Origin of the sequence: Henriciella mobilis (genome assembly GCF_003576285.1) — a bacterium.
Lineage (GTDB): Bacteria > Pseudomonadota > Alphaproteobacteria > Caulobacterales > Hyphomonadaceae > Henriciella > Henriciella mobilis.
In genome coordinates this window covers 619458-645723 of sequence record NZ_QWFX01000006.1, presented here as the reverse complement: position 1 = coordinate 645723, position 26266 = coordinate 619458, and the positions used below count along the sequence as shown (strand labels likewise).

Genomic DNA, 26266 nt, shown 5'->3' with positions numbered 1-26266 from the left:
GCTGATTTAGGCGCTGGCGGTCTAATCGTCCATCAACGCCGACAGCATCGAGTGAATCCATGTCTCGCGATCGATATTGTAGGCCCTGAAGGTCGTCGCAAAGTCCCAGTAGCACCAGCCAATGTTCCGCTCTTCGGCGAACTCGCGCATCGCGCGGGTCCAGCCGACGCGCTGGTCGAGCGGGACGTCCTCATAGACGCCGAACTCGCCGAGCAGAATGGGGTAGCCCTGCTGGTTGGCGAACGTCGCCGCCATGTTCGCGCCCATCTCCATCAGCTCGCGGTCCTCATTCGAGCCCCAGCGCATGCCGACCGGCGGGGGATCGTCCGAGAAGGACGCGCCCTGGTGTGTAAAGTCGTAGGGCTCATAAGAGTGGAAAGTCAGGATGATGCGGTCATCTTCCGGCGGGCGGCTCTTGAGCAATGCATCCAGCCCGCCCCATCCGGCACTGCCGACAACCACCCAGCGGTCGGGATGCTTCGCGCGGACAATGGCCAAAAGTTCGCGATTGATCGCATCGGTCTTGCGAACCGTCATCCGGTCGTTCGGCTCGTTGATAAGTTCGAAGATGACACTGTCCGGCGCGCCTTCAAAATGATCGGCGATCTGTGTCCAGATGGCGCCGAGACGGGCGCGATGGGCATCCGGCTTCTTCATAAGCGCGTTGTAGTGATGCACATCGACGATGATGTTGACACCGGCCTCCGTCGCATCGGTCACGATCTCTTCGACCCGGTCCATGAAATCCGGATCGATCGTGTAGGGCGCGCGCTCATCGGCGTGTGCACTCCATTTGACCGGCAGTCGGACGGTGTCGAAGCCGGCCTCCTTGAGCCGGACAAGATCGGCCTGGCGTACGGTGTAGCCCCAGTCGCCCTCATTCGGCGCTTCCAGTGCGCCGCCGAGGTTCATGCATCGCTCGACGGGCGAGGGCTGGGCACGGGCCACCTCTTCGGCACTGGCCGAGGGCTCGCCCTGTGAGCAGGCGGCAAGCATGAGGGCAAGAGCGGCAATAAGCGGTCGCATGGCGTCCTTCTGACCTGATTTCGTTAAGAAAGCGCCTGTCCGGCGCGCACTGCGCCGCAGCCCCGCTCTCTTGTCATGACAGGTGTCTCACTTTAGCAGGGCCAAATCTGGACAGGCAGGAGGCAGGATGACGGCAGTATCCTCATCGAAGCTCACCTTGAAGATCGGCACGCGCGGATCGCCGCTGGCGCTGGCGCAGGCGAACGCCGTGGCGGCCGACCTCGAGCGGCTCTCGAACGGCGCGGTAACCGGAGAGATCGTCTCCTTCACCACGGGCGGCGACAAGCTGACCACCGAGCGCCTGATCAATGCCGGTGGCAAGGGCCTCTTCACCCGTGAGATCGACGCAGCCGTCGATGATGGGCGCTGCGATATCGGCGTTCACAGCCTGAAAGACGTGCCGGGCGCGCTGCCTCGCGGGCAGGCGCTACTCGCTTTCCCCGAGCGCGAGGACCCGCGCGACGGTTTCATCAACCGCGACGGCCTGAAAGGCCCGAAGGACCTGCCGAAAGGTGCAACTGTCGGCACGGCCAGCCTGCGCCGCGAGTCGCAGACGCTCGCCATGCGCCCCGACCTCAAGATCGTCACCTTCCGCGGCAATGTGCAGACCCGGCTGAAAAAGCTCGACGATGGCCTTGCCGATGCCACCTACCTCGCCATGGCTGGGCTGAACCGTCTCGGCATGGCGCATGTCGCGACGCCGGTCCCGATCACGGAAATGGTTCCAGCCGCCGGACAGGGCATCGTCGCTATCGCCGCGCGCCCGGACGACCTCGACCAGGACGTGCTTGACCTCATCCACCAGCTCAACCACCCAGCAACGCGTCTGGCCGCCATGGCCGAGCGCGCCTTCCTCGTCGAACTCGACGGCTCTTGCCGGACCGCCATGGGCGGGCATGCCTGGCAGGAAGACGGCGTGTGGAAGTTTGCCGGCGAAGTGCTGAAACCCGACGGGTCGCACCGCTGGGCCTTCCAGGGCGTGGCTCAGGCTGACGCCAGCGAGAGCGAGATGGCCGCGCTTGGGCGTGGTGCCGGCCAGCAGATCCGGGCGTCTGCGGGCGGCAACCTTCCCGCCTTCGACGATGGCTGACACCGCGCCGCCCATCATCGTCACCCGCACCGAACCCGGCGCATCCGAAACAGCAGCACGCCTGCGCGAGAAGGGCCTGGAGGCGATCGTGTCGCCAGCCCTTGAACTGGCCAGCCGAGACGAAGCCTTGCCCGACCTCTCAGAGTTTGGCGGCCTTGTCTTCACCAGCGCGAATGGCGTGCGCTTCTTTGCCGAGGCGAGTGAGGCGCGCGACCTGCCGGCCTGGTGCGTCGGCCCGGCCACCGCATCCGAAGCCCTGCGCGAGGGCTTCAGCCCGGTGCACCAGTCCTCGGGCAATGCCCATGACCTCGCCCACTACATCGCCCATCACTGGTCGGGGACGCGCAAGGCGCTCCTTCACGTTGCCAACGCGGCGGCCAAGGGGGACCTCGCCTGCGCACTGGAAACCGAAGGGTTCGATGTGACCTTCGCGGCGCTTTATGAAGCCCGCCAGGCCCCGTCCCTGTCGCCGGATGCGCTGGCCCTGCTCAAATCCGGCGCACGCACGATTTGCCTTGTTCACTCCGCAAAAGGGGCAAACGCCTTCCTTTCCCTTGCAAATGGTCTCAATCTTTCGAAAACGGATTTTGTCGTAATTTCACCGCAAGCGGCGGCGAGTCTGGAGCAAGTCCCTTCGGGGGGCGTTCATGTGGCCAGGCACCCTGATGAGGCGCACCTGATGGACTGCCTCGACGAGGCGCTTGCCGGGCGGTGACAGGACGACAATGACAAGGACAGACGGCTGGGGAGCGTGAAGAGGTAAAGCATGAGCGACCATCCAAGCCATTCCGTCCCGATCGATGCGGAGTATGAACCCGCCGATCCGGCCGAAACGCCCTCCACCAGTGAAACGCCAAAGAAATCCGGCGGTCCGGGCTGGATATCCCTGACCTTTGTCGGACTGCTGGCCCTCGGTGCGCTTGGCCTGTCCGTCTGGTCCTCCGGCCTTCTCGACACAACCGACCTGCCCGGCCCGAACGATACGGCGCTGGAAGACCTGCGTGACCAGCAGGCTGATTTGCAGACACGCATCGCCAATGTCTCTGCACAGGTCGAAGGCCTCATCGACCGGATCGATAGCGAGATCACGCGTATCGACGGACAGATCGCGAGCTTGCCGTCTGCCGCGCCGGCAGAAAGCACCGACCTGCCGGAAGGCCTCGACGCCCGTCTGGCCGGTCTCGAAGCGCAGATCGTCACGCTCACCGAAAGCCAGACCAGCGGGATCGATCCGGCCCGGATCGACGCCATTGAACGGGCGCTTGAGCGCGCAAACCAGGGCGGCGGGGCCAGCAATGCCCAGCTGGTCAGCCTGCGCACGGAGCTCGAAACCCTTCGCTCGGAGCTCGCCACGCTGGAGGCGACCCAGCGCGACCTCGCAACGGAGCTCAACGATGTGCGCACCGACTCGGCGGCTGCGCAGCGAGCGTCTACCTCTGCCGTGAGTGCGTCGCTCGCCCTGTCGGCCATCCAGGCGGCCGCCAATCGCGGTGAGACCTTCGAGGCCGAATACCGCCAGCTTCGCGAGGCCCGCCCGGACGACCCGGACATTCAGGCCCTCTCAAGCCTGGCGCAGATCGAGGTGCCAACCCTTGCTGCCCTGAAGGCCGAATTCCGGCGCCTGCAGAACGCCGCGGCCGCACGTGATACCGAAGACGCGTCCGGCATGGGCTGGGTGAGCACTGTTTTCGGGGATTCCGTCAGCGTTCGCCGCACATCCTCTGACAGCGACACAGCCGACCGGCTCGCCGATGCCGAAGCCGCTCTCGCCCGTGACGACCTTGCGATAGCCATCGATGCTGTTGAAAATCTGCCGGGTACCACCAAGCCGATCTACCAGACATGGCTGGCCGATGCGCGCCGCCGCGCCCGGCTGGAACAAAGTCTTGAGGAATTGCGCCTTAAATTGATCGCAGCGGGACAATAGATACTTATTCATGATCGTACTCTTTCTCGTCATCCTCCTTATCGTCCTCGCCGGGGTTGCCGTGCTGTGGGCAGCCCGCCTGCCCGGCAGCGTGCTGATCACGCTCGGCCCGGACACAGCTGTGGAGCTGAAGCTTGTCGTCGCGATTCTCGGTGTCGTTCTGATCGGCGCAGCGATGGCGGTGATCTGGGGCGCCCTGACGGGGCTGCTGAGACTGCCTGGGCGCTTTTCCGAAGCGCACCAGGCCAAGAAGGCGCGCAATGCCAACAAGGCGCTCGCCGACGGCCTTCTGGCCGCTGAGGCAGGCGATGTGCGTCTCGCAAAGAAATATGCCAGCAAGGCCGAAAAGCATGCCGATGACGAGCGCCTGAAGCTGCTACTGGAAGCACGCACGGCGGAAATCTCCGACGACTGGTCGGGGGCTGAGCGCGCCTGGGGCCAGCTGGCCAGGCTTCCGGGCGGCCAGCTGGCCGGCCTCAAGGGCGCAGCGACAGCCGCCTCCGAGCGCGGGGACGTCGCCGCCGCTGAAGCGCGCGCCCGCGAAGCGCTTGCCCTACGCACCGAAGCCGACTGGCCGTTCAACGCTCTCTTCGACAGCCAGATTGCGCGCGGCCACTGGCAGGAAGCGCTCGACACGCTGGCCACAGGCGAAAAGCGGGGCGCCATCAAGGGCGACAGCCTGCGCCGCCGCCGGGCCGTTCTCTACACCGCGCAGGCCTGCAGCCTGCCCAATGCCGAACGCCGCGACGCCCAGAAACTGCTGGCCGATGCTATCCGCTCGGCCCCGACATTCCCGCCAGCCGCCTATCATGGCGCGCGCCACCTGATGATCGACGGCAAGGTGAAGGCCGCCCAGGGCGTGCTCGAACTTGGCTGGAAGGCCAATCCGCACCCGGCGCTGGCCCATCTCTGCCGCCGCCTCGACCCGGCGGACACGCCAAAGTCGCAGATCGCCCGGCTGGAATCGCTGATAGCGACTAATCCCGAAGCGCGCGAAAGCCGCATCCTCAAGGCCGAGATCGCCATGGCGGGACGCGACTGGATGAGTGCCATTCGCATCCTCGCCCTGCTGGTCGAGGAGAAACCGACCGCGCGCCTCTGCCTGCTGCTGGAACAGGCACTCAAGGGCTATGGCGATGCCAAGGAGGCCGAGCGCTGGGGCCGCATGGCCGCGACCGCCTCGCGCGAGGCCGAATGGTCCGACATCGACCCGAACGGCAACGCCTTCGACTATTCCCGCCGCGACTGGGCGCGCCTCGTCTACAGCTTCGGCGATGCCGGCACGCTGGTGCATTCGCGCTATGAGACCTATGGGCGTGAGCTTGAGGCCGGACGCCACATCGCCCTGCCCGCCCCGGCCCGCCGCGCCGCGCCATCGCGCCAAGTCGCCGCGGCGACACCGCAGCTCGCCAGCGCGGAAAAGCCGGTCAAGCTGTCGGAGCCGCCGGTGGACTATGTTCAGGACGCTGAAGACGAGCGCTGAGCAAGGTTGGCGCGAGTGAAAAGCAGGCTTGCGGCGCGAGGCATCAAACGGTATGGAGGCGCCTCCAATTCGGATAGCCGCCTTAGCTCAGCTGGTAGAGCATCGCATTCGTAATGCGAGGGTCAGGTGTTCAAGTCACCTAGGCGGCACCATTCATTCCGGGTGGCCCTGCGGGCCAAAAATCAGTCCGGTGGACTGATTTTACGGAATGAATGCCCCGGCAGGGGCCGCAACTATCAGCCGAAGTTTACCGTCGGCTGATTACTCAGCTCGGCTTAGTCTCTATCAATGGCTCGACCGGCGAAAACCCCTTGGTCTTGGTGAAGCGCATTACGTGGTTGAAGTTCTGCATAGAATCCGACGGATCTATTTGTCTCAAGTTCAATCGCATGAAAGTGTCCTGAACAAACTGAACTGACAAAATTGGAGTCGGCTTCTGGTGCCCAGTCGCGGTGTCTAGCAGTTCCGCTTCGCAAGTTACGTACACCTCACGCTGCGGGAGAATGCGGAATAGATCTCCTGCCACCTTGAGCGCCACACTGCACACGTAGTCTTGATACAATTCATTAAACTGCCCAACCGGCATCTTTGATTCTGACAGTTTTCCGCTCGCGAGCTGCTTTCGTCGGAAACTCGGAACGATGTCGTCGGCGTGCACCAAAACAGTGGCGAGGACCTGTCCGTCGGAAACGGCAAAGTTTATCGACCTGCCCAGGCGGGCTTCTTCATTCAAGACTTGGTACTCTTCAATCACTTCAATTATTGCGACTTCATCACCCGCATTAAGTCGACGAGCGATTTCGGTGTCGGCCTCCCAGTCTTGCAACGCAAGGTCATAAGCATCGCAATCACTTTTGTACGATCGCTCATCTTTGGCAGCTTCAGTCGCAATAGCTGACTCGAGTTGTTGTCGACTTTTCTCTGTTCCTCCTAGAACTTTTGTGAGCAACGAGGGTCTAAACGCTTGGAGTTTGGCCCGAGCTTTGTCTGCGCGTTCTGTTCTACGCACAGGCTTAACTGGCGGCGGCGTATCAGCTAGTGATGCCCAATCGATCTCGTCAGCAAGATTTGTGTGAATGGATAGAAGATCGTCAATATAGGCTTCCCAATCGCTGACCGCATTCGCAGCGTCGGCGATCATTTGCTCTTTGAGCGCCGCTTTATATCTCCTCTGAGCGTCACGTTCTGCAGCTCTCGCAGCCGCACCCAAAGACCTCATTGCTCCTCGCCAGCCCATACCGCGCCCTCCCAGAACATTGGCTCACTTCAGTAATCTAGGGTTACACCAGACACACAATTGATAGAACCCCTCACCCGAGCGGATACTCCGCCACGGCGTCGTACACACTCTTCTTGCCCTCTCGCGGAATGCTTTCGAAGAGGTGGAACCGGTCGGCCGTCCAGGGACCGGCGCGCAGGACCTGCCAGCGCTCCGACCAGGCCATCGCCGCCTCAAGCGGGGTATTGTTGAGATAGGCGAGCGTGATGTGCGGCTTGAACGGCTTGTCATCCTTGTCGAGCCCCATGCGCGCGGAAATCTTGCGGCACTCACGGGCGAGCGCGTCGAGCGCGGGCGTCCGCTTTACCGTGGCGAAGACGGCATGCGGCTCCTTGCGGCCGAACCAGCCGACGCCTTCGATCTCCAGGTCAAGCTGCGGAGCGGCGAGCGCCCCGATTTCCTCGTCCAGCATTTCGGCGACCGGTTCCTTCATCTCGCCAAAGAAGGCCAGGGTGATATGGAAGTGCTCGCGGTCGCGCCAGCGCGCACCATCCAGGCCAGTGAGCAGCGGCTCCAGCCGGTCGGCAATCGGGTCGGGGACGGGAAGGGCGGCGAACAGTCTGATCATGCAGTATCTGAAACAGAAAAAGCCCGGCCATCAAGACCGGGCTTCCCGAAATGATTGCGGTGCGACGCTGGCCTTTTAGCCGGCCAGTTCGTCCAGTTTTCCAAAGTGTTCGGCAAGCAGATAATAGAAGGTGACGCGGGACTTGTTGCCGCCTTCCGGTTTCATCTTCTCGCAGATCTTGCCCATTGCTGCATCGATCTCGTCATTCTTCTGGGCAAGCCCGAGCTTGCCACGGCAGAACTTTTCGCGGACGCGCTGAAGCTCGCCCGGATCGGAGCAGGAAACCAGCGAAGAGTCACGGTTTCTCAGAGCAATACCCAAATGGCCGACGATCTTCTCAGCAGCCTTCTGGTTATATCCCTTTGCATATTTTTTTATGTTGTCAGCGTACGCCGATGCATCAGCCATAGGATCAATTCCCCTTCGAGTTAAACGTACGTCCCTGCTGTAGTTACCACAGCAATGATATGCTGCTATCAGCTTTTGGCAAAGTCAAACCATACTTTTCGGGAGGCCTCATCCTGACCGCGCAACTGTAACGTGTTCGAATCTTTCCGGGCACTACGCTCTTTAAAGGCCAGGCACCCGCGAATACATCACTATTTTGCGGACTTTTGCGGCAGTGCAGCATAAGCCACGCCCGCCCAGCATCTGAATCGCCTGTTAACCACTGCTCTGATTACAATACTGAAAGCTGAGTCGCGAGGACCGGTTTTCCTTGAAGTGGCGGGCCGTTTCGCCCATATTATCGACAATCGGCATAAGTGTATGCCGGCCTTTCGAAAGAGGGATAAATGAACAACTTCAACTCATCTGTCGCCCGCAGCAGGACTATGGATGCGAGCATTGACCAAGGCCTTCGGACCTTCATGCTCGGCGTCTATACGAAACTGACCTACGGCATCGCGCTTTCCGGCGTGCTCGCCTTCGCGGCCGGCACCTGGGACCCGCTCACCCAGCTGATCTTCGGCACGCCACTCTATTACGTGGTTGCCTTTGCGCCGATCGCGCTGATCTTCGGCTCGATGTTCTTCATGAAGAACCCATCGCCAACCGGATCAGCCATCCTGTACTGGGCCATTGTGACCTTTGTCGGCCTCGGCCTCGGCGTCTATTTCTACATGGCGTCCAACAGTATCAGCACGCAGACAGCTGGCGGCATTTCGCAATCGCTGAATTACATGACGATCGCGAAAGCCTTCTTCATCACCGCATCGTCCTTCGGTGCCCTGTCACTATGGGGCTATACGACGAAGCGTGACCTGTCGGCCATTGGCAGTTTTGCCATCATGGCGCTCTGGGCGCTGGTCGCTGTCTCGCTGATCTACATGGTTCTGCCGATGATGGGTGTCATGCAGCCATCGTCCGGCATGGAATGGTTGATCTCCGGTGGCTTCGCACTGCTGTCGGCCGTGCTGGTCGCCTGGCAGACCCAGGAACTGAAGGAAGGCTACTACCAGCTTTCGCATGATGGCCGCAGCCTGGCCGTGATGACGAACTGGGGTGCGCTCAACTTCTTCATCATGTTCGTGAACATGTTCCGCTTTGTGCTGATGCTCCTCGCCTCGCGCGAATAGCGCCATCAGACACTAAGAATTGGAGCGCCCCCGCAGATCTCTGCGGGGGCGTTTTTGATTCCGTCCCCGGGCCTCTCAGCCTGCCCGTCACCGGCCCCGCACAAACCAATGTCTTGACGCCGGCCCAGCCCGGTGACACGCTGGAACAGAAAGGGAACTCTTCCAGGGGGCCGGGCCATGGCGGACGATCATCTCAACCCTTGTGCCAGCGACATCTGCCGCGGCGTGCTGCGGCTGTTCACCGACCTGAACTTCGCCGGCATAACGGAAATGACGCTTGCCAATGGCCGGCGCGCCGATGTGGCCGCGATTGGCCCTAAGGGTGAGATCACCATTGTCGAGATCAAGAGTTCGGTGGCCGACTTCCGCTCCGACGGGAAGTGGCCGGAATACCAGCCCTTTTGCGACCGCTTCTATTTCGCGGTTGGTCACGCCTTTCCGCATGACCTTATCCCGGATGACGCAGGGTTGATCGTCGCCGACGGTTTTGGCGGCGCGGTGTTGCGGCATCCCGAGGCGACGCCCCTCGCCGCAGCCCGGCGGAAGGCGGTCACCCTCCGGTTCGCGCGGCTCGCGGCCAGCCGTTTCGTGCAGCTATCGGCTCAGCCATAAGCGCCGGAGACTGTGAGGAAGACTACGCATGCCGTCACGAACAGCGCAAACAGCGCCGCATTCCGGGTCGCAGGGGCAACGGCGTCTGCTTCGTCGCCTGATCGCCGAGTCCGGCGAGCCTGACGTGCGAAATAAAACAGCTGGTGGACCAGGAGCAGCAGGCAGAGCGGCAGGGCCAGGCGGCTTGCCGCCACAAGGGCGCACCCGGTCAGGAAGGTCAGGCCGGCGCCGGCCAGCAGCCAGAGGTCGCGGGCGGTATCGTCCGGAGTTTCATCCTGCAGCGCCTCCGGGTCGAGATTGCGGGTCGCGGCCTCGAGGTCGTTGGTCATCCGGCCAAGCCGCCAGGAAAACCAGGCGCTGTGGACACCAAATGCGCCGCCCGCAATCCATAAGAGCCCGATGGCCCGCAGAAGCCAGACAAGGACGGTTTCCATGCACCGCATCTAGCCGTCGCGCAGCCCGCCGCACAAGCGGAGCTGGACGGGCAGACCCAAAATGCCTAGCTCAAAGCCCATGAGCCTCGCCTATCCCCTCGCCCTGACCGCAAAGGACGCCCTGAAAGGCGCAGGCAAGGCTGCGCGCACTCGCTATGACGCCGAGGCGCAGTCGGGTGACCGGCCCGTGCTGTCGCTGGAGACCGAATGGCTGAAGCCGGACCCGGGTGAGGTCCCCGCGCTCGTCAAGCAGGCGGAAGCGGGCGAGGCGAAAGGCTTCATCCAGGTCTACGAAGATGCTGACGGGGCGCCCGTGCTGGCTGTCACCTACTGGAAGCTGGGCGACCCCGTCGCGAAGAAGGCGAAGAAGGCCGAACCGGAAGCCTCCTCAAAACCTGCAAAGGCCGATAAGAAGCCGAAAGCGGATGAGGATCACACCGACGACCTCTATTTCCGCCATGGCCGCACCCGCAAGTCACGGCGCAAGAAGCATGTCGATCCGCGCCAGATGGACCTGTTCACCCGGCCAGACCAGCGCGGCTATGAGCGCGAAGACCCGAACAATCCCAATACGATGCTGACCGAGGAAGAGGGAGACGGCACAACGTTTGGTGGTTAGGCCGGCTTGAAGGTCAGCGCGACGCCATTGTTGCAGTAGCGCTTGCCCGTCGGCGCCGGGCCGTCATCGAAGACATGGCCCTGGTGGCCGAGGCAGCGCGCACAGTGATATTCGGTGCGCACAATGAAGAGTTTGTGGTCCGGCTTGGTGGCGAGGTTCCCCTCGATATAGGACCAGAAACTCGGCCAGCCGGTGCCGCTGTCATACTTCCAGTCTGACTTGAAGAGCGGCAGGTCACAGCCCTTGCAGTGAAACACGCCGTCGCGCTTTTCGTCATTCAACGGCGAAGTGAAGGCGCGCTCAGTATCTTCCTTGCGCAGGACTCGGAAGGCGTCCGGCGAAAGGCGCTCGCGCCACTGTTCTTCCGTGAGCGCGCGCCATTCGGTGTCGGCGAAGGCCGCCTGGGCCGCGCTGGCCTCTTCAGCCTGGCCTTTTGAGTTGGTGCAGGCGGCGAGCACGGCGCCTGCCGCACCGCCGAACAGGATGTTTCGTCTGGAAAAACGGGATGTCTTGCTGGTCATGAGGCCGATATAGGCGGCCTTTCGGACGGGTCGACACACAAATGCGTGTGGAATTCTTGAGGTTTCGCGAGGCGCCCATGCAAAGCAGGGTCGCCAAGACCGCGGCAAGCCTCTAGAACCCCGCCCGTCGACAAGGGTTAACCGGAGCAAGCCCCATGGAAGATGGAAAGCTGACAGATGCCGCGCGCGAAAAGCTGCGCCTGACCGTCGAGCGCATCGAGCGCCTCGAAGTGGAGAAGAAGGAAGTCGCCGACCAGATCAAGGACGTCTATGCCGAGGCCAAGGCCATGGGCTATGACCCCAAGATTCTCCGCCAGGTCGTGCGCCTGCGCAAGCAGGACCGCGATGAGCGCCAGGAACAGGAAAGCCTGCTCGAAACCTACATGATCGCCCTCGGCGAGGCCTGAGGCTCAGCCGCCGCGCCAGTGTTCCGGGCGCGGCCCAAGGCCGATCGCCCGCGCCGGCAGCCGCCGGAGCAAGGGCGCGGCGTTCAGCAGTTTCACCGGCCATGGCACGGGCAGCTCGCCCTCTGCCTCGAGCGCGGGAATGACGAACCGGTCATGCGCAAACACCTGGGCGGCCTGGGTGATTTTCGCTGGCCATTCACGCCGCTTCTGGACCGCTTCCAGCGTTTCATGGCGCACCGATCCAGCTTTCAAATCCTTGGCAAGGATACGCGCTGCGGCCACTGCGTCCTGTAGCGCAAGATTGATACCCACCCCGCCAACCGGCGACATGGCGTGCGCCGCATCCCCGATCGCCAGAAGGCCTTCACGCCACCAGCACTCCAGCCGGCTGACCTGCACGTTCAGCGTCTTGATATCCTCCATGCGCTCGATGGCCTCTGCCTCGTCGCCAAGGTGTGGGGCAAGGTGAGCGATGCGGGCACGGAACGCCTCCAGCCCTTCGCCACGCACAAGGGCATCCGCGCCCTTCCGGACAACCAGCGCGCACTGCCAGTAGTCACCGCGGTTGAGCGTCACAAGAAAACCACCCGCCTTCATGTAGCCGAGCGACTCGCCCTCGCCATGACGGTCCTCGCGCGGCAGGCGGAACCAGAGCACGTCGATCGGCGCGCCCTTCTCCTCGATCTCGAATCCCGCCGCCGGGACCAGCGTGGAATCGCGCCCGTCACAGGCCACGGTCAGCGGTGAATGGATTTCGAACGTCGTATCGTCCGTGCGCGCCCAGATCCCGCAGACGCGGCCCTCATCGACGAGGAGTTCGTCGGCACGGGTCGACATCATCAGGCGGAAATTCGGCAGCTTGCGCGCTTCATCGGCGAGGAAATCCAGAAACTCCCATTGCGGAACGAAGGCGATGAAGCGGGCCGCGACCGGCAAGTGTGTGAAGTCGGCAATCTCGTAGGCCCGGTCGTTCAGGTGCAGGGCAACGCGTTCTGTTTTCTGGTGCGGGCGCTTCAGGAAAGCCTCCAGAAGGCCAAGCTCATCCAGCACCTGCATGGTCGACGGGTGGACGGTGTCGCCGCGAAAGTCGCGCAGGAAATCACCATGCTTTTCGAGAACGGTGACGTCGATGCCCTGGCGGGCCAGAAGGTAGCCGAGCATCATGCCCGCCGGTCCGCCGCCCGCGATGCAACACCCGGTTTCCATCCGCTCGCTCATCTTCCACTCAACCTCCCGACTGACTGAAGATAACGCTCCGCCTTTGTGTTCGGTTCAAACCGCACTAAGACCTCTTCCTGTCATGCCACGCGAAGTCGACGAACGGAAGAAGCGCAAGGCCCTGCGTAAACTGCGCAAGGCGGCCGAGCTGGCTGCGCGCGGCGAAGGCCCGCCCCTTTCGGACTGGGAAAGGGAGTTCCTAGAAGAGGTCGAGCAGCGCATCGAGGAGTTCGGCTCCGCCTTCGCCGACCCGGACAAGGGCAGTCTCGAAGAGCCCATGTCGGCCCTGCAGACCCAGAAGCTGCGCGAAATCGACAAGAAGGCGCGCGGCAAGGGCAGCGGCTTCAAACAGCGCAAACCACTCGGCGCAAAGAAGAAACCCGCCTACACGCCGCGTGTCCGACAGCTTGATGAGGATATCGAGGAGGCCGGGAACAGCCCGCCGCCTGCGTCTCCACCTGAGAAAAAACGCCCGGAGCTTGGCATCGTGAAGGGCAGCGACCTGATGAAGAAAACTGCGCCGCCTGCCCCTCCAAGGCCGCAAAAGCGTCCGGCATTCCGCGTTATCGAAGGCGGCAAGGATGACGCCTGAGCAGCGCGCGGCCTGGGATCGCTTCCAGGCCGACACAGGCGATCTCAGAAATCCCTATGACATCTTCGCGTTCGGCGACGGGCCGGACCTGGCGCGCGAGCTGCTGGATCTTGTCCTCGCGGGAACCAAGCAGGCGACAGCGAGCCGTTTCGGCCTCTACCAGAAGCTCGGTCTCCGCCCGCCCGCCACGGGCGACCTTTCGCTCGTCCTCGATGAGCAGGACGGGCCGGCCTGCGTCATCGAGACGACGCGTGTCGACATCGCGCCTTTCAACACCGTCACGGAGGATTTTGCCTGGGTGGAGGGCGAAGGCGACCGCTCGCTCGACTACTGGCGCGCCGCCCATCTTTCCTATTTCCACCGCGAGTGCGGGCGTGAGGGCACGATCTTCTCCGAGGACGAACCCATCGTCTTCGAGCGGTTCCGGCTTATCTGGACTCTCAACCCGGAATGACGGACGCTTCCGTCCAAAGCTTATGGAGCCCCGACCCATGAAGACAGTCGTGATCACAGGCGCCTCAACCGGCATTGGCCGGGCGGCTGCCGAACACCTCGCCGCCAATGGCTGGAAAGTCTTCGCGGGCGTGCGCAAGCATTCCGATGGCGAGCCCCTGAAGCAGGCGAGCGGGAATATCACCCCGCTGATCCTCGATGTCGCAAAGCCCGACCAGGTCAAGGCCGCGGTGGCCGCCGTCTCCAAGGCGCTGGAGGGCAGGACGCTCGACGGCCTCGTCAACAATGCCGGCATCGCCAATATGGGCCCGCTCGCGCTCCAGCCACTCGACCAGATCGAGCAGCATTTCGAGGTCAATGTCTTTGGCCTGATGCGCGCAACGCAGGCCTTCCTGCCCCTGCTCGGCATGGACGAGGCGCGAGAAGGAAAACCGGGACGGATCGTCAATATCACCTCGGTTGGCGGGCGTCTTTCGGCGCCTTTCCTGGGCGCCTATGCCGCCACCAAGCATGCCGTCGAGGCGCTGACCGACAGCCTGCGCCGCGAACTGGTCGTCTACGGCATCGATGCCATCGCCATTGGCCCTGGCGCAGTGAAGACACCGATCTGGGACAAGGCCGAGGACATGAACAAGCACGAGCCTTATGCCAATACGATCTGGGCAAAGCCGATCGAAAAGTTCGCCGATGTCATGCTGAAAGGCGGACGCGAAGGTCTGGAGCCGAAAGTGATCGGAGAGACGATCGAAAAGGCGCTCAGCGATGACAGCCCCAAGGCCCGCTATGCGCCGGTTCCGAACAAGCTGACCAACTGGACCATCCCGACCCTGCTGCCCAAACGCACGGTCGACAAGGTCATGGCAAAGCGCTTCGGGCTTTCCGGCAAGGACGACTGACCGGCCCCTGCGTCACCAATTGATGGGCGTGCCCGGCCCGCTAAGGTGCAGTCCCAAAAGGGAGGACCATCATGACCGAACTGGTGACACGCAGGGATGAAGACGGCATCTGCTGGCTGACACTTAACCGGCCGGACAAGCTGAATGCGCTGACGGTGGGCATGTTCAAGGCGTTGCGCGGCCATGTGAGCGATTTGCGCTCAGATGACAGTGTCGGCTGCGTCATCCTGAAGGGGGCCGGCAAGTGCTTTTCGGCCGGTCATGACCTTGCCGATATCGCATCGGGTGAAGAGGTCCCCTCACGCGGCTGGCATTCGGAAACGCTGCGCCTGATGGAAAAGCTTCCCAAGCCCGTGATCGCGGCGGTGCATGGACACTGCTATACCGGCGCGCTGGAAGTGGCGCTGGCGGCCGACTTCATCCTCGCGGCGCAGTCGGCCCGGTTTGCCGACACGCACGCGAAATGGGCGCTGACGCCGATCTGGGGCATGAGCCAGCGCCTGCCTCGCCGCGTCGGCACGGCGACAGCCAAACGCCTTATGTTCACCGCCGAGACGGTCAAGGCTGATGAGGCCCTGCGTATCGGCCTCTGCGAAGCGGTGTATCCGGACGACAGTTTCGAGGCCGAGCTTGGCGCCTTCGCCCGGCGCATCCTTGAAAACTCCGCCTTCAGCCACGCCGCGAACAAGCGGCTTCTGGAAGCAACCGACATGGATGCTCTCGATGCCGGCCTGCAATGGGAAATCATGGAGAATGAAGGCGTCGGCCCGGACATGCAGGATCGCATCGCCGCCTTCACGAAGAAGTAGGTCCGGTCTCCCTAGGCGCGCGGATGCGCCTTTGCGACGACGGCGCGCAGGCGTTCTGAATCCACGCCCGTATAGACCTGCGTCGTCGACAGGCTGGCATGGCCGAGCAGCGTCTGGATGGCGCGCAAATCGGCGCCTTCAGCCAGCAGGTGGGTTGCAAACGCATGGCGCAGCGCATGCGGCGTCGCCGTCTCCGGCAGGCCGAGCGCGGCGCGCAGCACCTGCACATTCTTCTGAACAATGGCTGGCTGCAGCCGCTTGCCGCGCACGCCATAGAAAAGCGGGGTATCCTTGCCGATCCGCCATGGGCAGAGCGCGGCATACTCTTCCATCGCCTGGCGCACGGCCGGGATGAGCGGCACGATCCGCACCTTCTTGCCCTTGCCGTCGACGCGCAGGCGCTCGGGCGCGGGCACGCTGTCGCCATTGAGGTTCAGCGCCTCGGATATACGCAGGCCGCCACCATAGAGCAGCGTCAGCACGGCAACATCGCGAGCGGCGACCCATGGCTCCTCGGCAAACGCTTCGGCCGTCTCGATCATGTCGCGCGCCGCCGCCACGGAGACGGGCCGCGGCAGGCGCGCCCCGCGCTTCGGGCCCTGCAGGAAGGCGATTTCGGGATTCTCGATGCCGTGATGGTGGTCGAGCCAATGATAGAAGGTCTTGATGGCCGAGAGCAGCCGCGCAATCGAGGCGTCCGACAGCCCGTCACGGCGGCGCCTGGCAAGAAAGGCGCGAATGTCGCTGGCGTGAAGGTGGCGGAAGATCTTGATGCCGACCTCTTCGCCCAGATGCCCCTCAAGGAAGCCGAAAAAGCTTGTCAGGTCGTGGCCATAGGCCTCGACCGTATTGTCGGCGAGCCGCCGCTGCTGGCGGACATGCTCGAGAAAGGCGGACAGGATTTCCATCCGCCGAGTGTCCGTGGAAGGGATTAAGGAGGAATTGAAGGCCCCCTACCGCCCCGTGAACACCGGGTCGCGCTTCTCGATGAAGGCCGCGGCGCTCTCCCTGGCGTCCTCGGTCTGCATCAGCCGCCGGATTTCGGTGATCGCCCACAGCCCCGTATCGCGCCAGTCCGGATCCAGCGTGCGGCGCAGGCCCGCCTTAAGCGCCTGGACGGCCTGGGGCGGGTTGGCGGCGATCTTCTGGGCGATCCCGAGCGCAGTCGGCAGGAGGTCGGCCTGTGGCACGACGCGGCTGACAAGACCGATCTCCTTTGCCCGCGCCGCATCGATGATGTCGCCGGTAAAGAGAAGCTCACTTGCCTGCTCGCGCCCGACAAGCTGCGCCAGCCGGCCAAGCCCCGGCGCGTCGCAGCAGAGGCCGCGCTTGACGAAAATCTCACCGAATTTCGCCGTATCGGCCATGACGCGGATGTCCGCCATGATGGCAAGCTCCGCCCCCCAGCCGAGGGCGAAGCCATTGATCGCCGCGATCACCGGGATGTCGGTGTGCAGGAGCGCATCGGCTGCTGGAGTCAGCCCGCCTGTCTTCTGTGAGCGCTTTGCCATGCTCTCATCGGACGGCGCGCCTTTGGAGAGGATCTGCTTCACATCATCGCCGGAACAGAAGGCCCGCTCACCCGCGCCGGTGATGATCATGCAACGCGCCTCGCTTTCGCGCACGGCATCCTCAAGCGCGGCATAAAGCGGATAGTCCAGCGCGTTCATTGCTTCCGGCCGGTTCAGGGTCAGGACGCTGATATGGTCATGCGTCTCGATCTTCAGGATCTCACTCATGCGTTCCTCCGCTTTATCTTTTGCCGGGAAGCCTGCCAGCACGGCCCGCCGCGTCAATCGTGACGCCGCGCCAAGCAGCAACCGATGGGTGACGGAATCGGCTGGCCGGACTAAACCCTGCTGACACATGAAACTCGCCCGCATCCTCTTCCCGCTGCCCCTGCCTGAGCCGTTCGACTATGCCATTCCGGACGGCCTCGACGTGCAGCCCGGCAGCTATGTCCGCGCCCCGCTCGGCAAGATCGAGCGGACCGGCGTTGTCTGGGAGGTGAAGGAACGCTCGGAGGACGACACGCGCGAGCTGAAGCCGGTCCTCGATGTCTTTCCTGTCCCGCCGATGACCGAAGCGATGCGGAAATTCGTGAGCTTTGCCGCCCGATACAATGTCGCCCATCCCGGCCATGTGCTGGCCATGGTGCTGCGCGCCCGTGGCGGGCTCACTCCGTCGCCGACGCAGACGCTCTACGTGCCAACGGGGCATCGCTCCAACCGCATGACGGATGCGCGGATAAAGGTCCTGGAGGCGGCCCGTGAGGCTGGCCCGACCAATGCCGCGGAGCTGGCCCGGCAGGCGGGTGTTTCGCCCGGCGTGGTGAAAGGTCTTGTCGAGGTCGGCTCGCTGGACGCCCGCGAAGTCGAGACCGACCTGCCCTACCCCCAGCCGACCAATTTCGGGCGCGGCGAGCATCTGACGGGCGAGCAGCAGGAGGCCGGCGAGACGCTGCGCGCGGCCATCGCGAAAGGTGGCTTCCAGCCCTTCCTCCTCGACGGCATCACCGGCTCGGGCAAGACAGAAGTCTATTTCGAGGCCATCGCCGAAGCCCTTTCGAAGGCAGGGGACGCGCAGGTGCTGGTCCTGCTGCCGGAAATTGCGCTCACGCAGGCCGTGCTGAAACGCTTCGAAGCGCGCTTCGGCGCCCCGCCGGCGCCCTGGCATTCCGGTCTCAGCGATGCCGAACGCCGCCGCACCTGGCGGGAGACTGCGCATGGCCGCGCGCGCATCGTGATCGGCGCGCGCTCGGCGCTGTTCCTGCCTTTCCGGAACCTCAAGCTTATCATTGTTGATGAGGAGCATGACACCAGCTTCAAGCAGGAAGATGGCGTCACCTATCATGCGCGCGATATGGGCGTGATGCGCGCCAAGCTGGAAGACGCTGCGATTATCTTGGCGTCCGCGACACCGGCGCTTGAGACCGTGGTGAATGCCGAACAGGGCCGCTACCAGCGCCTGAAACTCTCGGCCCGCCCGGGTGCGGCGAAGCTGCCGGACATAGAGCTCGTCGACCTGCGCAACGATCCGCCGGAGAAGGGTCACTGGCTGTCTTCAAGGCTCACCCATGCGCTGACCGAGACGTTCGAGGCGGGCGAGCAATCGCTGCTCTTCCTGAACCGGCGGGGCTATGCACCGCTCGTCATCTGCAAGGCCTGCGGTGAGCGGCTGAAAAGCCCGGCGACGGAAAGCTGGCTGACCGAGCACCGCTATACAAATCGCCTCGTCTGCCACCTCACCGGCTGGTCGATGCCGAAACCGGCCGCCTGTCCAATGTGCGGGGCGAAGGACTCGCTGATGGGCGTTGGCCCCGGCGTGGAGCGCGTGGCCGAGGAGGTGCGCCAGCTGCTGCCCAGAGCCCGCGTGGAGATCTTCTCATCCGACACCGCCCAGACCGGCGAGGATACGCGCGGCATTGTCGAGCGCATGGCGGCGGGCGAGATCGATGTGCTGGTCGGCACGCAGATTGTCGCCAAGGGCCACAATTTCCCGAACCTCACCCTGGTCGGCATTGTCGACGCCGACAGTTCCATGAAGGGCGGAGATCTGCGCGCGGGCGAGCGGACCTTCCAGCTCCTGTCACAGGTGGCCGGCCGCGCAGGCCGTGCCGAACGGCCGGGCCGTGCGCTGGTGCAGACCTATGCGACCGAGAACCCCGCCATGATCGCCCTGGCCGAGGGGGATCGCGATGGCTTCCTGCAGATCGAGCGGGATGTGCGGGCCGAACTTGGCCTGCCGCCCTTCGGCCGGATGGCGGCGCTGATCCTGTCGGCCCCGTCGGCGGAGATGATCGAGGAGGCTGGTCGCCTCACCGGCGCGGCAGCGCCGAATGGCGAGGGCATCACGGTCTACGGCCCGGCCCCGGCCCCGATCGGGATCCTGCGCGGACGCCACCGCATCCGGTTTCTCGTCACCAGCACACGCGAGATCGACCTGTCGGCTTATATGGCGGCATGGCTGAAGGGACTTAAGCTGCCGACCGCCGTGCGCGTCTCCGCCGATATCGACCCATATTCCTTCCTCTGATTGAGGAATGTGCCAATCGGTCGCAATTCTACCGCTGCGGCCATGTTGTCAGGGTTCAGACGAAGTGCTAAGCGCCCCTCCATGCATCGGGTTGGGGCTCATTGCCTGCCAGCCCATATGCTTGTGTTTCACTCTCGGGGCACTTCCGCCCGACAACAGACGGAACTTAGGTCTTGGCCGCATCTTCCGCCTCCCATGCCAATGAAACGGCGCGCCGCTATGCGAGCGCCCTGTTCGATCTCGCCAACGAAAAAGGCGAACTGGAAACGGTCTCGAAGGACCTGAAAAGCCTGATCGCCATGGCGGCGGGCAGCAAGGACCTGTCCGTTCTCCTGGAGTCGCCCGCCTTTGCGCGCGAGGACAAGGCCAAGGGCCTCGTCGCCGTTGCCGCCAAGGCTGGCCTCAGCAAGATCGCTTCCAACTTCCTCGCCACGATGGCCACCAATGGCCGCTCCGATGAGGTGTTGAGCGCAGCAGGCCACTTTGACGAACTCTACGCGAAACATCGCGGCGTAAAGCGGGCCCTCGCCCGGACCGCCGAAGAGATGACTGCCGACCAGCGCAAGAAGCTTGAAGCTGTGCTGAAGAAAGCTGTCGGAAGCGATGTGGAACTTGAAACCGAGGTCGAACCCGGCCTCATTGGCGGCATCCAGCTGCGCGTCGGATCTACCCTGATCGACACCAGCGTCGCCTCGAAACTTGACCGTATGAACACCGCCATGAAGGGAGCTTAGAAGCTCGATGGACATCAGCGCTGCAGAAATTTCAGGCATCCTGAAATCCCAGATCGAAAATTTTGGCGTCGAGGCAGAGGTCTCCGACGTTGGCCAGGTGCTGTCCGTCGGTGACGGCATCGCCCGTATTTACGGCCTCGACAATGTCCAGGCCGGTGAAACGGTTGAGTTTGACGGTGGCATCAAGGGCATGGCCTTGAACCTGGAAGCCGACAATGTCGGCGTCGTGATCTTCGGCGACGACCGCGGCATCAAGGAAGGCGACACCGTCAAACGCCTCAACGAGATTGTGGCCGCACCGGTCGGCAAGGGCCTGCTTGGCCGCGTCGTGAACCCGCTGGGTGAGCCGATCGACGGCAAGGGCGCCATCGCCGATGTCGCTTCGCGGAATCGCGTTGACGTGAAGGCCCCGGGCATCCTGCCGCGCAAATCCGTGCACGAGCCGATGATGACCGGCCTGAAAGCCATTGACGGCATGATCCCGGTCGGCCGCGGCCAGCGCGAGCTGATCATTGGTGACCGCCAGACCGGCAAGACCGCCATCTGCGTCGACACCATCCTGAACCAGAAGCAGACCAACGATGCTGCCAAGGACGACAGCGAGAAGCTGTTCTGCGTCTATGTCGCCATCGGCCAGAAGCGCTCCACGGTGGCCCAGGTCGTCAAGACGCTCGAAGAGCGCGGCGCCATGGACTACACGGTCGTCGTTTCGGCCACCGCGTCCGAGCCGGCCCCGCTGCAATACCTCGCCCCGTTCACCGGCTGCACGATCGGTGAATGGTTCCGCGACAATGGCATGCACGCGCTGATCATCTATGATGACCTGTCCAAGCAAGCCGTTGCTTATCGTCAGATGTCCCTGCTGCTGCGCCGCCCGCCGGGCCGCGAAGCCTATCCGGGTGACGTGTTCTATCTCCACTCCCGCCTGCTCGAGCGCGCGGCGAAGCTCAACGAGAACCATGGCTCCGGCTCGCTGACGGCCCTGCCGATCATCGAAACGCAGGCCAACGACGTGTCGGCCTATATTCCGACGAACGTCATCTCGATTACCGACGGTCAGATCTTCCTCGAGACCGACCTCTTCTACCAGGGCATCCGCCCGGCCGTGAACGTCGGCCTGTCGGTGTCGCGTGTGGGCTCTGCTGCCCAGACCAAGGCGATGAAGAAGGTTGCCGGCTCGATGAAGGGCGAACTCGCCCAGTATCGCGAGATGGCCGCCTTCGCGAAGTTCGGCTCCGACCTCGACGCCGCGACCCAGCGCCTCTTGAACCGCGGTGAGCGTCTGACCGAGCTCCTCAAGCAGCCGCAATTCTCGCCGCTGCAGATGGAAGAGCAGGTTGTCGTGCTTTACGCCGGTACGCGCGGCTATCTCGACGGCGTTCCGACCCGTCAGGTGACCCGTTACGAGAAGGAACTCCTGACCCACCTGCGCGGTGCGAAGAAGGACCTGCTCGCCAAGATCCGCAAGGAAAAGGCCCTGACCGACGAGATCGATGCCGAGATCAAGGCAACGCTCGACGAATTCACCAAGGCCTTCGCCTAAGTCCGACCACGCTATCAGGAGCTGAGCGATGCCCAGCCTCAAGGATCTGAAAAACCGGATCAACAGCGTGAAATCCACGCGGAAGATCACCAAGGCGATGCAGATGGTTGCTGCCGCCAAGCTGAAGCGTGCGCAGGAAGCCGCTTCGGCGTCCCGTCCCTATGCCCAGCGCATGTCGGCCGTGGTGGCCAACCTCGCCGGCTCCATGGGCGACGGCGCAGGCGGACCGAAGCTGCTCTCCGGAACGGGCAAGGACGACACCCATCTTGTCGTCGTGATGACCGCCGAGCGCGGCCTGTGCGGCGGCTTCAACTCCTATGTCGTCAAGGAAGCACGCCGGGTCATCCGTGAGCTGATCACGGGCGGCAAGACGGTGAAGATCCTGACCGTTGGCAAGAAGGGCCGCGAGCAGCTGAAGCGCGAATATGCCGAGCTGTTCATCGGCCATGTCGACCTCTCTGACGTGCGCGGCAATGACTATACCGACGCCGGCATCGGCCTCGGCAGCGAGATCACCCAGCGCTTCGAGGATGGCGAGTTCGACGTCGCAACCCTCGTCTACAGCCAGTTCAAGAACGTGCTGACCCAGGTCCCGACCGCCCAGCAGCTTATCCCCGCCAAGGCGCCGGAAGATGCCGAGACGATCGACCTGCAAGGCGCGATCTACCAGTATGAGCCCTCGCAGGAAGAGATCCTCGAGACGCTGCTGCCGCGCTACATCAACACGCAGATCATTTCCGCCATGCTGGAAAGCGGCGCGGGCGAGCAGGCCTCGCGCATGTCCGCCATGGACAACGCCACCCGCAATGCCGGCGAGATGATCGACGACCTCTCGCTGCAATATAACCGGGCCCGTCAGGCCCAGATCACCAAGGAGCTGATCGAGATCATCTCCGGTGCCGAGGCCCTGTAGGATAAGACGATGGATTTCTGGGTTTACGAACACTTCTCCAACAAGCGCGCGCGCATCCACGCAGGCGACTGCCGCTATTGCAATCATGGTCAGGGCGTCGGCGGCGACCAGACCAATGATGACGACAAGTGGCACGGCCCCTTCGCGACCTTTGCCGAGGCGGAAAAGACCGCCAAGTCGCTGAAGCAGAAAGACACCCGTGCCTGCGGCGTCTGCAAGCCCGCCGAAGCCGAGGCCAAGGCTCCGGCCGCTGCGCCCGCCAAAGAATCTGCCCCTAAGCCGGCGGCAACATCCAAGCCGGCTTCCAAGCCAAAAACATCACCCGCTCCCAAGGAGACGCCTTCCATGAGCAGCTCTGCAGCCGAAGCCACCGGCAAAATCTCTCAGGTCATCGGCGCCGTCGTCGACGTCGAATTCGACGGCCAACTGCCGGACATCCTCAACGCCCTCGAAACGGACAATAACGGCACCCGCCTGGTGCTCGAAGTTGCCCAGCACCTCGGCGAGAACACGGTCCGCACCATCGCCATGGACTCCACCGAAGGGCTCGTTCGCGGCCATCCGGTGAAGGACCTCGGCGAGCCGATCCGTGTGCCCGTCGGCCCGGAAACGCTCGGCCGTATCATGAACGTCATCGGTGAACCGATCGACGAGCGCGGCCCGGTCAACACCAAGCAGCGCGCCCCGATCCACGCTCCGGCCCCGGAATTCGTCGACCAGTCGACCGAAGCCGAAATCCTCGTCACCGGCATCAAGGTCATCGACCTGCTCTGCCCGTACGCAAAGGGCGGCAAGATCGGCCTGTTCGGCGGTGCCGGCGTTGGCAAGACGGTTCTCATCCAGGAACTGATCAACAACATCGCCAAACTGTTCGGCGGTTATTCGGTCTTCGCCGGCGTCGGCGAGCGGACGCGCGAAGGCAACGACCTCTATTACGAAATGATCGAATCCAACGTGATCGATCTCGACGGCGAAAGCCGCGTGGCGCTGGTCTACGGCCAGATGAACGAGCCTCCGGGTGCCCGTGCCCGCGTCGCGCTGACCGGCCTCACCCAGGCCGAATACTTCCGCGACCAGGAAGGCAAAGACGTTCTGTTCTTCGTCGACAACATCTTCCGCTTCACCCAGGCCGGTGCCGAGGTGTCCGCCCTTCTCGGCCGGATCCCGTCCGCTGTGGGCTACCAGCCGACGCTGGCGACCGACATGGGTCAGCTGCAGGAGCGTATTACCTCCACGACCAAAGGCTCGATCACCTCGATCCAGGCCGTCTACGTTCCGGCTGACGACCTCACCGACCCGGCCCCGGCCACCTCGTTTGCCCACCTTGACGCCACCACGGTTCTCAACCGCGCGATCTCGGAAAAGGGCATCTACCCGGCCGTTGACCCGCTCGACAGCTCCTCGCGGATCCTCGACCCGATGGTCGTTGGCGAAGAGCACTATGAAGTCGCCCGCGGCGTGCAGGAAATCCTGCAGCGCTACAAGGAGCTTCAGGACATCATCGCCATCCTCGGCATGGACGAGCTGTCGGAAGAGGACAAGATGGTCGTCGCCCGCGCCCGTAAGGTCGAGCGCTTCCTGTCCCAGCCGTTCGACGTGGCCGAAGTCTTCACCGGTTCGCCAGGTGAGCAGGTCAAGCTCGAAGACACGATCAAGGGCTTCAAGGGCCTCATCGCCGGCGAGTATGACCACCTGCCCGAGCAGGCCTTCTACATGGTCGGCAACATGGACCAGGCCATCAAGAAGGCCGAGAAGATGATGGAAGACGCGTAGGCGTCACTCCTAGATCGCTATTGAATTCAGCAGCCGCATCGGAAACGATGCGGCTGTTTTCGTTGTTGGGGCTTTCAAAATGAAGGAAGAAGGATCGACCGGTGGGATCTACGAACGTCATCCATCCGATATGGCATTCAAGCAATCTTCACACGGAGCGCCGTTTAGCGGCTTTGTTATCGCGTTGCTTCGTTACATGTTGATTGGGCAGTTCTTCCTGCTCGTATTGGCTGGCACGGCTTTCGGGTATTTCTATGTGTCGGCCAGTACAGAGCTACGCGCTGACAACGGCCCAGCCGTTGTCGGGGCAATCATCGGGTTTTCGATCAGCACAATTTACGCTGTGCTCGTCACTGGGTTTGGCTTCGTACTATTGGACATTCGACGATTGCTGAAGAAGCAGGTCGGCGAATTGTAATTGATACTTCCTCAATCCCCCGAATAGTCCGGCTTGCGGCCCTCCAGGAAGGCTGCGACCCCCTCCCTGAAATCCTCTGACTCCTGCGTCAGCAGGAAGGCTTCGAGGTCGCGATGGGCTGTCGCGCGAGCGAGGGCGTGCGCGGCGACATTCACATCCTGCTTCACCATTTTCAGCGCCGTCGGCGGCAGGCCGGACGCCCTCTTTGCGATCTCCAGCGCCTGGCGCAGCGCACCGCCAGGTTCGGTGATATGGTCGCACAATCCCCAGTCATGGGCGGTCTGCGCCGATACTTTCTCACACAGGGCCGCCAGCCGCTTCGTCCGCGCCGGCCCGACCAGCGCAACGAAACGCGGGATCGAGCCCCAGCTCATATTCATCCCGCGCTCGACCTCCGGCACGTAGAGCGTGGCCTCGCGCGAAGCGACCCGCAGGTCGCAGGCCGCCGCAAGCGCCATCCCGCCACCGACGCACCAGCCCTCGATCGCGCAGATTGTCAGCGCGTCGACATCCTCCCAGGCCTGGCAGAGGCGCGGGCCGGCGCGCAACAGGATCCGACGCTCGCTGAGCCCCGCGCCCGCCGAAGCCGCCCGCTCCGGGTCCTTGAGGTCCGCGCCGAGCGTAAACTGGTCGGCCCGCCCGGTCAGGACGACGGTCGAGACGTCAGGCGCGTCGTGGAACTGGCGCGCTGCGTCTGTCAGTGCCCGGATGAGAGCCTGGCTGAGCGCATTGGCACGTGTGCCCGTATCGAAACGAACGATTGCAACGCGTCCTTGCCGCTCGATTGTCACCAGGTCGCCCATCGCTGCCTCCTTTGCGTCTCACCTTTCTCCCACCGCGACAGCACGTCCCGGTGGACATTGGCGTCTCAATCAGTATTGAGATCGCAGCACAGTAATCCGGATTGACCTTCGATGGCTGAAAAACTTCACTTCTCGCTCGTATCGCCTGCCAAGGAGCTGTTCTCCGGCGAGGTGGACCATGTGATCGCGCCCGGCACCGAGGGCGAGTTCGGTGTGCTGGTGAACCATGCGCCCTTCATGTCGACGCTGAAGAATGGCGTTGTCCGCGTCCTCGAAGGCGACCGGACGACGATGCGCCTGTTCGTGCGCGGCGGCTTTGCCGATGTCACGCCGGCCGGCCTGACGATCCTCGCGGAAGAGGCGGTCGATCTCGCTTCGGTCAATGTCGCCGACGTCGATGCCGAACTTGAGGAAGCGAAGTCGAAGCTCCTGTCCGAAGGCAAGGACAGTCCGCATCATGGCGCCCTGCAGGCCCATGTCGACTATCTGAGCGACCTCAAGGCCGCCGTCGTCCACTAGGACACTACACCCGCTAA

29 protein-coding genes and 1 tRNA gene are annotated in these 26266 nt (G+C 63.3%); 20 read left to right on the top strand and 10 right to left on the bottom strand.

The genetic code is table 11. From position 1 onward, the window contains the following. Positions 1-21: 21 nt before the first annotated feature. Positions 22-1026, bottom strand: a complete 1005-nt coding sequence (locus D1223_RS08015) for a glycoside hydrolase family 5 protein (RefSeq protein ID WP_119375869.1) — start codon at positions 1024-1026, stop codon at positions 22-24. 127 nt (positions 1027-1153) lie between these two features. On the opposite strand from D1223_RS08015, the gene hemC reads away from it, so the two are divergent. The 5 genes from hemC to D1223_RS07990 all read left to right on the top strand — a co-directional run bounded on the left by hemC (position 1154) and on the right by D1223_RS07990 (position 5678). Then, complete coding sequence (hemC, locus tag D1223_RS08010) at positions 1154-2116, top strand: hydroxymethylbilane synthase (protein WP_119375868.1); 963 nt, start codon at positions 1154-1156, stop codon at positions 2114-2116. Next, entirely contained in the window at positions 2109-2831 is a 723-nt protein-coding gene (locus D1223_RS08005; RefSeq protein ID WP_119375867.1) for a uroporphyrinogen-III synthase, read from the top strand. Before hemC ends, D1223_RS08005 begins: the two co-directional genes overlap by 8 nt. A gap of 51 nt (positions 2832-2882) precedes the next feature. Continuing rightward, complete coding sequence (locus D1223_RS08000) at positions 2883-4043, top strand: COG4223 family protein (protein ID WP_119375866.1); 1161 nt, start codon at positions 2883-2885, stop codon at positions 4041-4043. A 10-nt stretch (positions 4044-4053) separates the two neighbouring features. Beyond that, positions 4054-5526 carry a heme biosynthesis protein HemY gene (locus D1223_RS07995; protein ID WP_119375865.1) on the top strand — a complete coding sequence of 491 codons (1473 nt, stop codon included), beginning with the start codon at positions 4054-4056 and terminating at the stop codon, positions 5524-5526. Between the two features lie 76 nt (positions 5527-5602). Further along, positions 5603-5678: transfer RNA gene (locus tag D1223_RS07990), tRNA-Thr, on the top strand. A gap of 113 nt (positions 5679-5791) precedes the next feature. Here D1223_RS07990 and D1223_RS07985 read toward each other — a convergent pair. From D1223_RS07985 to D1223_RS07975, 3 genes are all read right to left on the bottom strand, one after another. After that, entirely contained in the window at positions 5792-6667 is an 876-nt protein-coding gene (locus D1223_RS07985) for a hypothetical protein (RefSeq protein ID WP_233353086.1), read from the bottom strand. A 169-nt stretch (positions 6668-6836) separates the two neighbouring features. After that, the gene (thpR, locus tag D1223_RS07980) at positions 6837-7373 is read right to left on the bottom strand and encodes an RNA 2',3'-cyclic phosphodiesterase (protein ID WP_119375863.1); all 537 of its coding nucleotides are present in this window, start codon (positions 7371-7373) and stop codon (positions 6837-6839) included. Between the two features lie 75 nt (positions 7374-7448). Beyond that, entirely contained in the window at positions 7449-7781 is a 333-nt protein-coding gene (locus D1223_RS07975) for a DUF2853 family protein (RefSeq protein ID WP_119375862.1), read from the bottom strand. 386 nt (positions 7782-8167) lie between these two features. Here D1223_RS07975 and D1223_RS07970 point away from each other — a divergent pair, with 386 nt between their 5' ends. Continuing rightward, complete coding sequence (locus D1223_RS07970) at positions 8168-8950, top strand: Bax inhibitor-1/YccA family protein (protein WP_233353085.1); 783 nt, start codon at positions 8168-8170, stop codon at positions 8948-8950. Positions 8951-9127: 177 nt separating this feature from the next. Continuing rightward, complete coding sequence (locus D1223_RS07965; protein ID WP_119375860.1) at positions 9128-9562, top strand: MmcB family DNA repair protein; 435 nt, start codon at positions 9128-9130, stop codon at positions 9560-9562. Here the strand turns inward: D1223_RS07965 and D1223_RS07960 are convergent. Then, entirely contained in the window at positions 9553-9996 is a 444-nt protein-coding gene (locus D1223_RS07960; protein WP_119375859.1) for a hypothetical protein, read from the bottom strand. The genes D1223_RS07965 and D1223_RS07960 overlap by 10 nt on opposite strands. 61 nt (positions 9997-10057) lie before the next feature. Here D1223_RS07960 and D1223_RS07955 point away from each other — a divergent pair, with 61 nt between their 5' ends. Continuing rightward, positions 10058-10615 carry a hypothetical protein gene (locus D1223_RS07955; RefSeq protein WP_147372722.1) on the top strand — a complete coding sequence of 186 codons (558 nt, stop codon included), beginning with the start codon at positions 10058-10060 and terminating at the stop codon, positions 10613-10615. Here the strand turns inward: D1223_RS07955 and msrB are convergent. Beyond that, positions 10612-11136, bottom strand: coding sequence for a peptide-methionine (R)-S-oxide reductase MsrB (gene msrB / locus D1223_RS07950; protein ID WP_119375857.1), 525 nt, complete (start codon positions 11134-11136; stop codon positions 10612-10614). The genes D1223_RS07955 and msrB overlap by 4 nt on opposite strands. A gap of 155 nt (positions 11137-11291) precedes the next feature. Here msrB and D1223_RS07945 point away from each other — a divergent pair, with 155 nt between their 5' ends. After that, positions 11292-11543: a DUF2312 domain-containing protein gene (locus tag D1223_RS07945; protein WP_119375856.1), complete on the top strand. Its 252-nt coding sequence runs from the start codon at positions 11292-11294 to the stop codon at positions 11541-11543. A gap of 3 nt (positions 11544-11546) precedes the next feature. Here D1223_RS07945 and D1223_RS07940 read toward each other — a convergent pair whose 3' ends face one another. Further along, positions 11547-12761, bottom strand: a complete 1215-nt coding sequence (locus D1223_RS07940) for an FAD-dependent oxidoreductase (protein WP_119375855.1) — start codon at positions 12759-12761, stop codon at positions 11547-11549. An 82-nt stretch (positions 12762-12843) separates the two neighbouring features. Here D1223_RS07940 and D1223_RS18930 point away from each other — a divergent pair, with 82 nt between their 5' ends. From D1223_RS18930 to D1223_RS07920, 4 genes are all read left to right on the top strand, one after another. Beyond that, complete coding sequence (locus tag D1223_RS18930; protein WP_199288200.1) at positions 12844-13353, top strand: hypothetical protein; 510 nt, start codon at positions 12844-12846, stop codon at positions 13351-13353. Continuing rightward, entirely contained in the window at positions 13343-13807 is a 465-nt protein-coding gene (locus D1223_RS07930) for an ASCH domain-containing protein (RefSeq protein ID WP_119375854.1), read from the top strand. Before D1223_RS18930 ends, D1223_RS07930 begins: the two co-directional genes overlap by 11 nt. Before the next feature lie 37 nt (positions 13808-13844). Beyond that, positions 13845-14702, top strand: a complete 858-nt coding sequence (locus tag D1223_RS07925; RefSeq protein WP_119375853.1) for an SDR family oxidoreductase — start codon at positions 13845-13847, stop codon at positions 14700-14702. A 71-nt stretch (positions 14703-14773) separates the two neighbouring features. Then, complete coding sequence (locus D1223_RS07920; RefSeq protein ID WP_119375852.1) at positions 14774-15511, top strand: enoyl-CoA hydratase/isomerase family protein; 738 nt, start codon at positions 14774-14776, stop codon at positions 15509-15511. Positions 15512-15522: 11 nt separating this feature from the next. On the opposite strand, the gene D1223_RS07915 is transcribed toward D1223_RS07920, so the two are convergent. Both D1223_RS07915 and D1223_RS07910 read right to left on the bottom strand, forming a co-directional pair. Next, a complete protein-coding gene (locus tag D1223_RS07915; RefSeq protein ID WP_119375851.1) occupies positions 15523-16419 on the bottom strand; it encodes a tyrosine recombinase XerC in 897 nt (298 codons plus the stop codon). Between the two features lie 45 nt (positions 16420-16464). Beyond that, the gene (locus tag D1223_RS07910) at positions 16465-17250 is read right to left on the bottom strand and encodes an enoyl-CoA hydratase/isomerase family protein (RefSeq protein WP_119375850.1); all 786 of its coding nucleotides are present in this window, start codon (positions 17248-17250) and stop codon (positions 16465-16467) included. Positions 17251-17377: 127 nt separating this feature from the next. On the opposite strand from D1223_RS07910, the gene D1223_RS07905 reads away from it, so the two are divergent. The 6 genes from D1223_RS07905 (at position 17378) to D1223_RS07880 (ending at position 24927) form a co-directional block, all read left to right on the top strand. Beyond that, complete coding sequence (locus D1223_RS07905) at positions 17378-19546, top strand: primosomal protein N' (protein ID WP_119375849.1); 2169 nt, start codon at positions 17378-17380, stop codon at positions 19544-19546. Between the two features lie 173 nt (positions 19547-19719). Beyond that, positions 19720-20280 carry an ATP synthase F1 subunit delta gene (gene atpH / locus D1223_RS07900; RefSeq protein WP_119375848.1) on the top strand — a complete coding sequence of 187 codons (561 nt, stop codon included), beginning with the start codon at positions 19720-19722 and terminating at the stop codon, positions 20278-20280. Positions 20281-20287: 7 nt separating this feature from the next. After that, positions 20288-21823, top strand: coding sequence for a F0F1 ATP synthase subunit alpha (gene atpA, locus D1223_RS07895; RefSeq protein ID WP_119375847.1), 1536 nt, complete (start codon positions 20288-20290; stop codon positions 21821-21823). Between the two features lie 28 nt (positions 21824-21851). Continuing rightward, positions 21852-22736 (top strand): F0F1 ATP synthase subunit gamma, encoded by an 885-nt coding sequence (locus tag D1223_RS07890; protein WP_119375846.1) that lies wholly within the window; start codon positions 21852-21854, stop codon positions 22734-22736. 345 nt (positions 22737-23081) lie between these two features. Next, on the top strand, positions 23082-24509 hold the full coding sequence (gene atpD / locus D1223_RS07885) for a F0F1 ATP synthase subunit beta (RefSeq protein ID WP_233353105.1): 1428 nt from the start codon (positions 23082-23084) through the stop codon (positions 24507-24509). 79 nt (positions 24510-24588) lie between these two features. Then, complete coding sequence (locus D1223_RS07880) at positions 24589-24927, top strand: hypothetical protein (RefSeq protein WP_119375845.1); 339 nt, start codon at positions 24589-24591, stop codon at positions 24925-24927. Positions 24928-24938: 11 nt separating this feature from the next. Here D1223_RS07880 and D1223_RS07875 read toward each other — a convergent pair whose 3' ends face one another. Further along, the gene (locus D1223_RS07875) at positions 24939-25730 is read right to left on the bottom strand and encodes an enoyl-CoA hydratase/isomerase family protein (protein ID WP_119375844.1); all 792 of its coding nucleotides are present in this window, start codon (positions 25728-25730) and stop codon (positions 24939-24941) included. A gap of 111 nt (positions 25731-25841) precedes the next feature. Between D1223_RS07875 and D1223_RS07870 the strand changes: the two genes are divergently transcribed. Further along, a complete protein-coding gene (locus tag D1223_RS07870; protein WP_119375843.1) occupies positions 25842-26249 on the top strand; it encodes a F0F1 ATP synthase subunit epsilon in 408 nt (135 codons plus the stop codon). Positions 26250-26266 lie beyond the last annotated feature (17 nt).